9 protein-coding genes are annotated in these 12,209 nt (G+C 66.1%); 7 read left to right on the plus strand and 2 right to left on the minus strand.

The window, feature by feature from the left end; translation table 11 throughout:
• Positions 1-300: 300 nt before the first annotated feature.
• Both EZ304_RS11395 and EZ304_RS11400 read right to left on the minus strand, forming a co-directional pair.
• The gene (locus EZ304_RS11395) at positions 301-1,395 is read right to left on the minus strand and encodes a dipeptide epimerase (protein ID WP_142807105.1); all 1,095 of its coding nucleotides are present in this window, start codon (positions 1,393-1,395) and stop codon (positions 301-303) included.
• Entirely contained in the window at positions 1,392-2,831 is a 1,440-nt protein-coding gene (locus EZ304_RS11400) for an SH3 domain-containing protein (RefSeq protein ID WP_142807106.1), read from the minus strand. The genes EZ304_RS11395 and EZ304_RS11400 overlap by 4 nt, the downstream gene beginning before the upstream one ends.
• A 132-nt stretch (positions 2,832-2,963) precedes the next feature.
• On the opposite strand from EZ304_RS11400, the gene EZ304_RS11405 reads away from it, so the two are divergent.
• The 7 genes from EZ304_RS11405 (at position 2,964) to EZ304_RS11435 (ending at position 12,188) form a co-directional block, all read left to right on the plus strand.
• Positions 2,964-4,436 (plus strand): transglutaminase-like domain-containing protein, encoded by a 1,473-nt coding sequence (locus EZ304_RS11405; protein ID WP_142807107.1) that lies wholly within the window; start codon positions 2,964-2,966, stop codon positions 4,434-4,436.
• A gap of 51 nt (positions 4,437-4,487) precedes the next feature.
• Complete coding sequence (locus EZ304_RS11410; protein WP_142807108.1) at positions 4,488-7,511, plus strand: TonB-dependent receptor; 3,024 nt, start codon at positions 4,488-4,490, stop codon at positions 7,509-7,511.
• Between the two features lie 55 nt (positions 7,512-7,566).
• The gene (locus EZ304_RS11415; RefSeq protein WP_142807109.1) at positions 7,567-9,120 is read left to right on the plus strand and encodes a serine hydrolase domain-containing protein; all 1,554 of its coding nucleotides are present in this window, start codon (positions 7,567-7,569) and stop codon (positions 9,118-9,120) included.
• Positions 9,053-9,766 carry a M15 family metallopeptidase gene (locus tag EZ304_RS11420; RefSeq protein ID WP_142807110.1) on the plus strand — a complete coding sequence of 238 codons (714 nt, stop codon included), beginning with the start codon at positions 9,053-9,055 and terminating at the stop codon, positions 9,764-9,766. Before EZ304_RS11415 ends, EZ304_RS11420 begins: the two co-directional genes overlap by 68 nt.
• A gap of 564 nt (positions 9,767-10,330) precedes the next feature.
• Complete coding sequence (locus EZ304_RS11425) at positions 10,331-10,702, plus strand: hypothetical protein (RefSeq protein WP_099551332.1); 372 nt, start codon at positions 10,331-10,333, stop codon at positions 10,700-10,702.
• A gap of 232 nt (positions 10,703-10,934) precedes the next feature.
• The gene (locus EZ304_RS11430) at positions 10,935-11,351 is read left to right on the plus strand and encodes an EF-hand domain-containing protein (RefSeq protein WP_099551331.1); all 417 of its coding nucleotides are present in this window, start codon (positions 10,935-10,937) and stop codon (positions 11,349-11,351) included.
• Positions 11,352-11,435: 84 nt separating this feature from the next.
• Positions 11,436-12,188 (plus strand): HAD family hydrolase, encoded by a 753-nt coding sequence (locus EZ304_RS11435; RefSeq protein ID WP_049397778.1) that lies wholly within the window; start codon positions 11,436-11,438, stop codon positions 12,186-12,188.
• Positions 12,189-12,209 lie beyond the last annotated feature (21 nt).

Genomic DNA, 12,209 nt, shown 5'->3' on the forward strand with positions numbered 1-12,209 from the left:
TTGCGGGGGACGCCGCAAGTACGTCCGTGTAGGCTTGGCCGCGCTTGCTCGTTTGCGCTGTCCTGCGCAAACGGCAAGACCGGGGTTGGGCGTCCTGCCCAACCCGCCCGAGGCATGCCTCGGGCCCATGCGGCGGACACCCCCGCAAGCCCCGCCCGCCCGACCCCGGACAGATCGCGCGCGTGCCAGCCGCGAAGGGGTTACTGAGTGGGGCAGAAGCAACAGCAAAGGCATCCACGCGTGGCGTGGATCTACCGGGGCGCGGCTTTTGTAGAGTCGAGCCATGCTCGACTGTGCGGTTCAACCCAGCATCTCCAGCCCGCGCACTTCGGTGATGCCCAGCCCCGGCACGTCGCTGATGCTGATCTCCGATTCGTTGAAATGCACGCCGCCGCTGACCGGGTCGAACTGGCCCAGTGACGGGCCGTCCAGGTCGACCTTGGTGATCACATCGCTCTTGGCAACCGCCAGGTGCACGGCGGCAGCCACGCTGATGCTCGATTCGATCATGCAGCCGATCATGCATGGCACGCCGTAGATGCCGGCGATATCGGCGATGCGGATCGCGTTGGACAGGCCGCCGGTCTTCATCAGCTTGATGTTGATGATGTCCGCGGCGCGCTGCTGGATCAGGTCCATCACCTGGCTGGGGCTGAACACGCTTTCGTCGGCCATCACCGGCGTGTTGACGCGGTCGGTGACGTACTTCAGGCCGCTGATGTCAGCCGCCTTCACCGGTTGCTCCAGCAGCTCCAGCACTACGCCGGCTTCCTCCAGGGTGCGCATCGCATGCACCGCCTGCTTGGCAGTCCAGCCCTGGTTGGCGTCCAGACGCAGCAGGGCGCGGCCTTCGACGGCGGCGTGGATCGCCTTGACCCGTTCAATGTCCAGGCCGATGTCCTTGCCGACCTTGATCTTCAGCGACTCGAAGCCGCGGTCGATCGCCGACAGCGAGTCGGCCACCATCTTGTCGATGTAGTCCACGCTGATGGTGATGTCGGTGGTGATCACCGGGTCGCCGCCGCCGAGCATCTGGTACAGCGGCGCACCGTGCAGCTGCGCCCACAGGTCGTACAGCGCGATCTCCACCGCCGCCTTGGCGCTGGTGTTGCGCTCCATCGCGGTCTGCACCAGTCCGCACAGGCGGTTGAGGTTGACCAGGTCCTGGCCGATCAGGCGCGGAGCGATGAAGTGGCGGATCGCTTCGATGATCGAGCCGTGCGTATCGCCGGTGATCACTGCGGTGGCGGGGGCTTCACCGTAGCCGGTGTGGCCGGTGTCGGTGCGGATCAGTACGACCACGTCTTCCACGGTCTCCACCGTGCGCAGGGCGGTCTTGAACGGCGTCTTCAGCGGCACGCGCAGCATGCCCAGTTCGATGGCGGTGATCTTCATTCAGGAGTCTTGGCGCGCAGGCGCTGGATGTTGGTGATGCGGTCGATGTAGCGGACGGTATCGCTGGCCATCATCGGCTCCAGCGGCGTGACCGAAACACCATTGAGGTGGGCCTGTACGCGCTTGCCGTCAGCACCGAACCAGCTGCCGCCCGCCGTATCGTGGATGACCCAGGTGCGGCCGTCGACGTGGCCGATGGCCATCATCACGTGGCCGGGGATGTAGACCAGATCGCCCACCTGCAGGTCGGCGACGGCACGGTCGCGCAATGCCTTGCCGTCCTTGCTGGTGAACGGCAGGCGATCCAGTGCGGGGCTGACCGCCTGTGCACTGGTATTGCGTGGCAGCAGCACGCCGAAGCTGCGGTAGATCTCGGATACGAACCCGCTGCAGTCGCGGGTGTCGTAGTCGTGGCCCCAGCCGTAGCGTTCGCCGAGGAACTTGAAGGCCTGCTGCAGCAGCAGGCGCGGGGTCAGCGGCAGGTAGTCGGCGGCGGTGTCCTGCGAGCGCGGCAGCAGGGCCGGTACCAGCTTCAGGCGGCCGTCGGTTTCGCGCACCGGCAGCTGCACTACCCACGAGGCATGCGCCTGCTGGCCGTTCACCGGTTCGGCGGCGGGCCAGTCGGCCAGCACCGGCAGGCGCACGCCCATGTCCAGCTGCAGGCGCGAGACGCGCGGTTCCTCTGGGGTGTAGGCGGTCTGTGCGGTGGCGCCGGTGATGATCCGGTACGGTCCCTGCGCGCCGTAGCCGAGCACCGTGGCCTTGTCGCCGCTGGCAATGGCATCGGCCTCGATCCATGCGCTGTAGCGCTCGCTGTGCACGAACAGCCAGCGGCCGTCGGCACTGCGATGGACCACGGCGACCTTGTCACCGGGGAACAGTGCCGATTCCTGGAAGCGGTCGATGTCAGTGTCACCGACGGTGCTGAAGACGCGCTCGCGGGTGGGGAAGGTGCGCAGTGCGGCACGCTTCACCACCAGCCCGTAAGCCGGTGCTACCTGGGTGGGAATCGCATCGAGGCCGAGGTTGGCTTCGATGCCGCTGCGTAGCGCGGGGGCGATGGCCTGGCCCTTGTCGTCATAGAGGGCGCGGGTGGGCCAGCTCGACAGCGCGGTGATGCTGGCACGCACCGCCGCCGCGTCAAGCTGGGCGGGCAGTGCGGCGATGTCCTGGATGTGGCTGTCCTGCGCCCGCATCCGTGCGTTCTGTGCCTCGATCTGTGCGCGATCCAGGATCGGCGCATCGGCGTTGTCCAGGCGCGCGGCCCAGTATTGCGGGGTCAGGTAGGCCTCGTGCAGGCCGATCACATAGGGCAGCGGCGCACCCTGATCGGGCGGTGGTGCCGCCTGCGCAAAGGCCGGTGCGGCCAGCAGGCACAGGGCCAGGGTCAACCGGCGCGGCCAATGCCGGTGCCGTTCGCGGGAAGCCAGGATCATGCGCAGCACACCCTCCTCGAATGCCTTTTGGAATATTTATTCCTTTCGGCATAGAAAGCAAGAATAAATTATTGACCGGCATCCCGGCCCGTGTTACACAGCCATTACCACCCGCGCTGGGGAAGTGTCGCTGTGGATCCTGCCGTTCGCAAACCGCGTCTGCCTGCCGCCGCCGGCCTGTGTGCCGCGCTGCTGCTGTGGGCGTCTGCCGCGCAGGCAACGGATGGGCATGGCAGCCAGCAGCGGGCGCGCCAGGCGCAGGTGATCGACCTGATCGACAGCGGTCGCTTCAGCGATGCCGAAGCGTTGCTGGCAACGGCAGGCGATAGCGCCGAAGGGGCCTTCCAGCGCGAGCGCATGCGCCGCATCCGCCTGGATTTTTCCCTCGACGAGACCGCGGCCAAGGCGGCCGTGCGCCGTTGGATTCCCGGCCTCACCGACGAGGAGTTCGCGCGGTGGGATCAGCTCGGCCTGATCGAGCATCTCGACATCGATGGCACGCGTTGGTATTTCAAGCGCGCACCGTCGAACCTGTTCCTGCTCAGCGACGAAGCACGCGCACGCCGCCGCGCGGATGCACCGATGTCACCGCCGGGCCCGAACGAGGTGCTCAACGCACACCACGCGCGCGTGCTTGCCGCGGCCGAACAGAGTGGCCAGGCGTCGGTGCTGCCGCAGCGCATTGAATTCACCCAGTCGCTCACGGTGAAAGCCGATGCCGTCCCGGCCGGCGAAACCGTTCGCGCCTGGATTCCCTACCCGCGCGAGATTCCCGGCCAGCAGGAGCAGGTGCAGTGGCTGGGCAGCACACCGGGCAAGGCGCGCGTGGCCCCGGCCAGTACCCTTCAGCGCACCGCCTACCTGGAAGCCAAAGCAGTAGCCGGCAAGCCGACCCGGTTCGAGATCCGCTACGCGGTGACGGTCTTCGCGCGGCACACCGCGATCGATCCGGCGAAGGTGCAGGCCGCGCCGAATGATCCCGCATTGAAGCCTTACCTGGCCGAACAGCTGCCGCATGTGCGCTTCACTCCGGCGCTGAAGCTGTTCTCCGACCAGGTGCTGCAGGGCGAAACACGCCCCTATGAAGTGGTGCGCAGGCTGTTCGCTGCGGTCGATCGTATTCCGTGGGCCGGTGCACGCGAATACTCCACGCTCAGCAACATCAGCGACTACGCGCTGCGTGCCGGCCATGCCGACTGCGGCCAGCAGACCCTGCTGCTGATTGCGCTGCTGCGCCTGAATGGCATTCCCGCGCGCTGGCAGTCGGGCATGGTGTTCTCCGACGACGGCAGCGGCTACAACAACCTGCACGACTGGGGGCAGGTCTACCTGGCGCCGTACGGCTGGCTGCCAATGGACGTGACCACCGGCGCGCTGGTCAGCGACGTGCCGGCGCTGCGCGACTTCTACCTGGGTGGCCTCGATGGCTACCGCATCGCCTTCAACGACGATTTCGGCCAGCCCTTCGTGCCGGCCCAGCAGCACTTCCGCTCGGAAACGGTCGACTCGCAGCGCGGCGAGGCCGAGTGGGCAGGCGGCAACCTGTACTTCGACCAATGGAGCTACGACTTCCAGTGGCGGGTACTGCCGGCCAGGCAACGCTAGCGCGACACATCACATTCCACACCATTCAATTCTTGCAGGAGAGAGCAGGGGATGAAGGCTTACAGCATCAAGCGGGCGGCGTTGTGCGTCGCCCTCGGGGCGTGTCTGGGCGTCGTGCTGCCCGGCATCGCGATGGCACAGAACGTGAGCGGCGCAGTCGCCGGCCGTGCAACCGCCGGTGACCAGGTGACCGTGGTCAGCAGCAGCACCGGCCTGACCCGTACCGTCACCGTTGGCGCCGATGGCAGTTACCGCCTCGGCCAGTTGCCGGTGGGTGACTATCAGCTGCAGCTCAGCCGCGATGGCCAGAAGCTCGGCGATCAGGTGTCGGTGAGCGTTGCCGTCGGTGGTACCACCACGGTCAACCTGGCCAGCGGCGGCGGTGTCACCAACCTGGATGCATTGCAGGTGCTCGGCACCCGCGTGATCAACCGCGTGGATGTCTACTCCACCGAAACCTCGTTCAACATCAACCGCCAGGAGATCTCGCGGTTGCCGGTGGCTCAGGACCTGTCTGCGGTCGCGCTGATGGCGCCTGGCGTGGTCGGTGGCAACTCCTCATTCGGTGGCCTGTCGTTCGCCGGTTCATCGGTGGCCGAGAATGCGGTCTTCATCAACGGCCTGAATGTCACCGACATGTATACCCGTCGTGGCTTCAGCACCGCGCCGTTCGCGTTCTTCAACGAGTTCCAGGTCAAGACCGGTGGCTACTCGGTCGAGTTCGGCCGCTCCACCGGTGGCGTGATCAATGCCGTGACCCGTTCGGGCAGCAACGAATTCGAGGGCGGTGTTGAAGTCACCGCCGAGCCCAGTGCGTGGCGCGCCAGTGGCGGCGATCATTTCCACCGCGACGGCACCCCACATTCCTACGGCAGCCGCGACAACAACTCCTTCCTGAAGACCAACGTCTGGGGCTCGGGGCCGATCATCAAGGACAAGCTGTTCCTGTTCGCAATGTACGAGGACCGCAGCGACAAGGGCCACAACACCTCGTCCGATGGCAGTACCTGGTTCAAGAACGATTCCGGCAACGGCTTCTGGGGCACCAAGCTGGACTGGAACATCAACGACAACCACAGCCTGGCGCTGCTGGCGTTCTCCGACGAGGGCGACGTCACCAATGCCTCGTACGGCTACAACTGGAATGCCGACCGGCTCGGTGCCTGGGGCGGCGACTCGGTCACCGAGACCGGCGGGCGCAACTGGTCGGCCACCTACACCGGCCACTTCGGCCAGAACTTCACCGCGCGCGCCATGGTCGGCCAGAACAAGCAGCGTGCCTTCACCAACTCGTCGCTGGACCAGGCCTGCAGCCCGGTGTTCACCGACAGCACCTACGGCCCGCGGCTGGGCAAGCTGCAGGGGCTGCGCGCCGGCTGCCACCCGACCGGCGCGGCGGTGGCCGAACGTGATGACACCCGCGATGTCGCGCGCCTGGACTTCGAATGGCAGCTCGGCGATCACCTGTTGCGCTTCGGTGTCGACCGCGAACTGATGACCACCGAGCAGTCCACCCGTTATCCAGGGCCGACCGAGCTGAGCTACACCGCCTACGTGGCGCGGCCCGGCGATGAAGTGTGGGATGGCGCCAACGCCTATGTACCGGCCGGCGTCACTGAGATGCTGCGTGCACGCAACCGCCGTTCGGGCGGTACTTTCGAGACCGAGGCCAATGCCTTCTATCTGGAAGACATCTGGAACATCACCCCGAACCTGATGCTGAACCTCGGCGTGCGCTGGGACCGCTTCGAGAACCGGACCGCCGCCGGCAAGGCGTTCATCAAGATGGACGACCTGATCGCGCCACGCGTCGGCTTCTCGTGGGACATGCGCGGTGATGGCAGCACCAAGCTGTTCGGTAACGCCGGCCGCTATTACCTGCCGGTCACCAACAACATCAACGTGAATTTCGCTGGTGGCCTGACCGACGAATACAGCTATTACGTGCTCAACGGCTGGGAGCAGAAGACCTCGCCGACCGGCTCGCCGTACATGGCACCGATCGTCGGCCAGCAGATCGGGCCGACCGACACCCGCATGAACACCGGCGGTGCCGACCTGCGCCAGAGCGTGGACCGCGACCTCAAGGCGGTTTACCAGGACGAGTACATCCTGGGTTTCCAGAACATGATCAACCAGGCCTGGTCGTGGGGCGTCAACGCCACCTACCGGCGCATGACCCGCGCGCTGGATGACATCCGCATCAACTACACCCCGTGCGGCCCGACCCCCAGCACGTTGTGGCCGATCGCCAACCCGGGCGAGAGCCTGACAATCTGGGGCGACAAGAGCATCGGCTGTGCCAACGAAGGCTGGATCACCATCGACACCGCCAACAGCGGCTATCGAAAGGGCGGCAGTGGCGAGGTGATCGGCTACTCCAAGCCCAAGCGTACCTACAAGGCGCTGGAGTTCCAGATCGACCGTGCCTGGGACGAGAAGTGGATGTTCAACGCGTCCTACCTGTGGTCGAAGAGCGAAGGCAACTTCGAAGGCCCGGTGAACTCCGATACCAATTACGGTGACACCGGCATGGTGCAGTTCTGGGACCACCCGGCCACCAATGAACGCTATGGTGTTCTGTTCAACGATTTCCGCCATCAGTTCAAGCTGCGTGCCGCGTATGCGCTGAACAAGCAGTGGTCGTTCGGCACCACGCTGCAGGTGCAGTCCGGTGGCCCGATCACCGCCTACGGCGTGATGTGGCCGAACGACTCCATCGCCGGTGGCAGCACGTCCAGTGAAGGCAGTGGTGGTGGCACCGGCTGGCTGTGCGTCGCCAACTGTTCGGGCCCGTACAACCAGCGCCAGTTCGAGTACAGCCCGCGCGGCGCATTTGGCCGCCTGCCGTGGACCTGGACCATGGGCGCCAACGTGACCTGGCGCCTGCCGGTGGAGGGTATCGACCTCAGCGCCCGGTTGTCGGTGTACAACCTGTTCAACAACCAGAAGACCATCAACGTGCACCAGCGCTACGAGGCGCAGCCCGGCCAGTACCGCGAGGCGACGTTCGCTACCGGCACGCGCTGGCAGGCACCGCGCTATACCCAGCTGGTGGTGACCTGGAACTTCTGAGGCCACGCTCCGCGCCGTCCATCGTGACGGCGCGGGCAATGGAGGGGCCGCCCGCATGCACCACCTGCTGATCCTCGCGGCGGCACTGGCCGCACCGTCCGCTTCGTCGGTCGACAACGCAGCCATCGAGGCCGACATCGCGGCCGTGGTCCAGGCCGAGCATCTGCCCGGGCTGGCGCTGTCGGTGGTCGAGGATGGACGGGTGGTCCATCGCCATGCAGAAGGCACGCGCGGCGATGGCGGCCGCATCGATGAGGACACGCTGTTCAAGATCGCGTCCAACAGCAAGACGATGACCGCTGCGCTGCTGGCGCGACTGGTGCAGCAGGGCAGGCTGCACTGGGATGATCCGGTGCAGCGGCATCTGCCGGGTTTCCGCATGCACGATGCGTGGGTGGGCGAGCAGATGCAGGTGCGTGACCTGTTGATCCACAACAGCGGCCTCGGCCTGGGCGCCGGTGACCTGATGCTGTGGCCGGAGCCGAACGCGTTCACCCGTGCCGACATCATCGCCGGCTTGGCGCATCTCAAGCCGGTCAGCAGTTTCCGCAGCCGCTATGCGTACGACAACCTGATGTACGTGGTGGCCGGCGAAGTGGCGGCGGCGGCCGGTGGCAAACCGTATGACCAGCTGATGCGCGAGCAGGTGTTCGAGCCACTGGGCATGACGCGCTGCCAGGTGGGTACGTGGTCGGTGAAACGCGTGGGCAACGTGGCGCAGCCGCATGCCTGGCGCGGTGATCGCAATGAGGTCGTGAACGCCGATGCTGCGATCAGCCCGGACCTGCCGTCGATGGCGGCCGGCGGCATCCGCTGTTCGTTGCACGACATGACGCGCTGGATGCAGGTGCTGCTTGATCCCGCGCTGGTGCCGGACTGGCTGGGCAGCGAGCAGCGGCGCACGCTGTGGACCCTGCACATGCCGATGCCGCTGGGTGAACGCCAGCGGCGCTGGGACAACGCGCATTTCTACGGCTACGGCTATGGCTGGCGCGTGTCGGACATGGACGGGCAGTGGAAGGTGGCGCATACCGGCACGCTGTCAGGCATGTACTCATCGCTGGCGTTGCTGCCCGACCGCAGGGTGGGCGTGGTGATGCTGATCAACGGTGAAGGCGAGGATGCACGCACGGCGTTGATGCAGGCGATGCTGAAGCGCTTCACCGCACCAGGCGATACGCGCCCGGCGATGGAGTACCTGGCCGAACTGAAGGCTGACCAGGCAGCGCAGGCAGCATCTGGCCACCAACGGCCAGCGACCGCAGCCGCACAGCCGGCAAGCGGAGACGACCTGCCGCGTTGGCAGGGTCGCTACAGCGATCCCTGGCTGGGGCCCGCATCGCTGTGCCCGGGCAAGGACGGCCTGCGCTTCAGCGTGGACAGATCGCCGCGCCTGCACGGTGCCGTGCTGCAACTGCAGGAGCGCTGGCTGCTGCGCTGGGATACGCTGGGCGATGACGCGCAGGCGTGGCTGCAGCCAGGTGAAGGCCCGGCACCGACACTGGACCTGCGTGCAATCGATCCCGACATCGACTTCAGCTATGACTTCCAGGACCTGCATTTCACTCGCACTGGCGACTGCCCTGGCGGCGACCGCCAACGCCGCTGAACCACCGCGCGTTTCGCCTGCCACCGATGCGGCCGATGCAGGGCTGGTGGAGATCCGGTCGGTGGCGCCGCGTATCGACATGGATATCCGCTACGCCGGTGCCAACAACTTCACTGGTGCGCGCGTGCCCGGCTACGAGGCGCCGTCCTGCTACCTGTTGGCGCCGGTGGCGAAAGCGCTGGCGCAGGTGGAACAGGATCTGCGAGCGCAAGGCTTTGGCTTGCGCCTCTACGATTGCTATCGGCCGGTGCGCTCGGTGCAGGCCTTCATGGCCTGGGTGAACGATCCGGGCGAACTCACGCGCAAGGCGCTGCAGTACCCGGACCTGGACAAGCCGCGCCTGCTGGCCGATGGCTACATCGCCGAGCGTTCGGGCCACAGCCGTGGTGCGACGGTTGATCTTGGGTTGCTGGATTGCCGCAGTGGCAGCTGCACGCCGTTGGACATGGGTACCGACTTCGACTTCTTCGGGCCACGTGCGCACACGCAGGCGAGCGGACTGAGCGAGGTGCAGCAGGCAAACCGCCAGCAGTTGGTACAGGCCATGGCGCGCCGCGGCTTCGTGAACTACCCCCAGGAGTGGTGGCACTACACCCTGCAGCCTGAGCCGGATCCCGGCACCGCGTACGACGTGCCGGTGCTTTAGGGGTTATCGGCAGGGCTGCGCCCTGCACCCGCTACAAGCCAGAGCAACAGCAACAGCGTGCATTCCGTGGGATGGCGGGGTGGGTCCGGTGGCGGGAGACGCCGTAAACCCATCCCTGGGGGCTTGGCCGCGGCATCCATGCCGCGGACACTCCCGCCACCGGACCCACCTCGCCTTCGACAGTGGGTCGCTGCTGTTGGTAGGTGTCGACCTTGGTCAACACGGCCGATCCACGCCATGCGTGGATGCTCTTCGTTCAATTCTCGAAATATTCGATTTCGATTGAGATTCATCCACGCATGGCGTGGATCTACCACCAACCGTCATCAGGAATCTGTCGGAGGTGGGGCGGTGTGGGTGGGCAGGACCGTTGGCGCCATGGATGGCGCCATCGAGCCCCCAGGGATGGGTTTACGGCGTGTCCTGCCCACCCACATCGTCCCGCCAAACCATCAACAGTCCAGAGTCGCTTTGGCTTTGGCCGTTGCCTGAAGCCTCTGCGGGTGCAGGGTGCAACCCTGCCGATACCCTTACACTGGCCGCATTCCCACCGCTGCGTACCCGATGAACCTTCCCTTGCACTTCGGCCTGCTCGGCACCCTGGAAGCCGGCGCCATCGCCCTGCTGGTCGGCCTGCTGGTGTACTTCCTGTGGTCGCGGTTGTGCCGGCTGCTGCACTGGTCGATGGGGCATGCCATCGGCTGGGCCTGCGTCATTTCGGTGGTGGCTTCGGCCGGCATCGATGCGTGGAAGCTGTTCTACATGGGCATCGTGCGGTTGGAGTCACCGCTGTACGCGCGCCTGTTCCTGTCCACCATCCATGATCCGAACGAACTCGGCAGCCGCGTGGTGCTGGAAATCGCCGGCGCGCTCGCCGGTGTTGCGCTGGGATGGGTGATGTTCAGTTCGCGGTCATCGGCCCAGACCGCGAACTGACGCAGGTTTTTCGTTCGTTGCCGGTTAAATTCCAGCGCGCTGAATGCGCAGCTTATGAGCCACTCACTCCGCGCTAACCACCGTGCTAAAGCATGCGCGGTGGCGAGTGGTTAATCGTGCGTGGTGATGCCGGTCGCGGCGCAAAATCGATTCAGAAAGGCGGTGGCAGGGTAGGTGCCGTGCGGAGACAACACGCCGCGCAACACCACCCAATCGGTAGGAGACACCCCTGATGACTATTCGCAACCGCAAGCCCCTGATCGCCCTGATCGTCGCCGCCGGCAGCGTGCTGGCCATTCCGGCGATGGCGCAGTCGGCCAAGCAGCAGGCGGCGCATGCGCAGAACGAGGCCGCGCAGGCCCAGCAGGCGGCTGCACAGGCCGGCCAGGCCGCTGACCAGGCGACCAATGCGGCCGCAGCGGCGTCGGCGCAGGCCAGTGGCGGTGGCCAGACCTGGGCCAGCATCGATACCGATGGCAACGGCACCATCAGCAAGTCCGAGGCACAGGTGAACGCGGGCCTGGCCCAGGTGTTCGACCAGGCCGACACCAACAAGGACGGCGAGCTCAGCGCCGACGAGTACAAGGCCTACGTGGCCGCCCAGCAGGCCGGCGCCGGCGGCGCAGCGCAGGGTGCGCAGGGCCGGTAAGGCCTGCATCGGGGCGTATGGGAACCCGGGCGGCTTCGGCCGCCCGGGTTTTTTTCGTCACCATGGCCCCTGTATCCTTGCGCAATGAACACCTCCACGCCTGCGCCGTCGCGCGCCATCGGCCTGGTCGGTTTTGACGGTGACGACACGCTGTGGAAGAGCGAGGACTACTACCGGAAGGCCGAGCAGGATTACCTTGACCTGCTGTCGCGCTACGTCGACGTGCATGACACCCAGACCGCGCGCCACCTGCTGGAAGTGCAGCAGCGCCACCTGGGCACCTTCGGCTACGGCGTGAAGAGCATGACGCTGTCGATGATCGAAGCGGCCATCGACATCACCGGCCAGCGCATCGAGGCGAAGGACATCCAGCGCATCCTGGACATCGGCCACGATACCCTGCGTCACCCGGTCGAGCTGATCGACGGCGTGCGCGAGGCGGTGGCGGCGATCGCCGAGCACTATCCGGTGGTGCTGATCACCAAGGGTGACCTGTTCCACCAGGAAGCGAAGATCAAGGTCGCCAACCTGGCCGAGCTGTTCCCGCGCATCGAGATCGTCTCGGAGAAGGATCCGGAAACCTACGCCCGCGTGCTGGCCGAGTTCGACCTGCCGATGCAGCGCTTCGTAATGGTCGGCAACTCGCTGCGTTCGGACATCGAGCCGGTGGTGACTCTGGGCGGCTGGGGCGTGCATACGCCGTACGCAGTGACCTGGGCCCACGAGACCCAGCACGGCGTGGCCGACGACGAACCGCGCATGGTCACTGCCGATACGGCCCACGACTGGCCGGCCGCACTGGCCGCGATCGAGGCCAAGGCCGCCGCGGCGGCCTGACAGGACCCGGCGGCTGCGGCA

Origin of the sequence: Stenotrophomonas maltophilia, assembly GCF_006974125.1 — a bacterium.
Classification (GTDB): domain Bacteria; phylum Pseudomonadota; class Gammaproteobacteria; order Xanthomonadales; family Xanthomonadaceae; genus Stenotrophomonas; species Stenotrophomonas maltophilia_O.

Coding starts and splice junctions, on each gene's coding strand:
- EZ304_RS11395 (WP_142807105.1), bottom strand. CDS start 1,395: ATGAAGATCACCGCCATCGAACTGGGCATGCTGCGCGTGCCGCTGAAG.
- EZ304_RS11400 (WP_142807106.1), bottom strand. CDS start 2,831: ATGATCCTGGCTTCCCGCGAACGGCACCGGCATTGGCCGCGCCGGTTG.
- EZ304_RS11410 (WP_142807108.1), top strand. CDS start 4,488: ATGAAGGCTTACAGCATCAAGCGGGCGGCGTTGTGCGTCGCCCTCGGG.
- EZ304_RS11415 (WP_142807109.1), top strand. CDS start 7,567: ATGCACCACCTGCTGATCCTCGCGGCGGCACTGGCCGCACCGTCCGCT.
- EZ304_RS11420 (WP_142807110.1), top strand. CDS start 9,053: ATGACTTCCAGGACCTGCATTTCACTCGCACTGGCGACTGCCCTGGCG.
- EZ304_RS11425 (WP_099551332.1), top strand. CDS start 10,331: ATGAACCTTCCCTTGCACTTCGGCCTGCTCGGCACCCTGGAAGCCGGC.
- EZ304_RS11430 (WP_099551331.1), top strand. CDS start 10,935: ATGACTATTCGCAACCGCAAGCCCCTGATCGCCCTGATCGTCGCCGCC.
- EZ304_RS11435 (WP_049397778.1), top strand. CDS start 11,436: ATGAACACCTCCACGCCTGCGCCGTCGCGCGCCATCGGCCTGGTCGGT.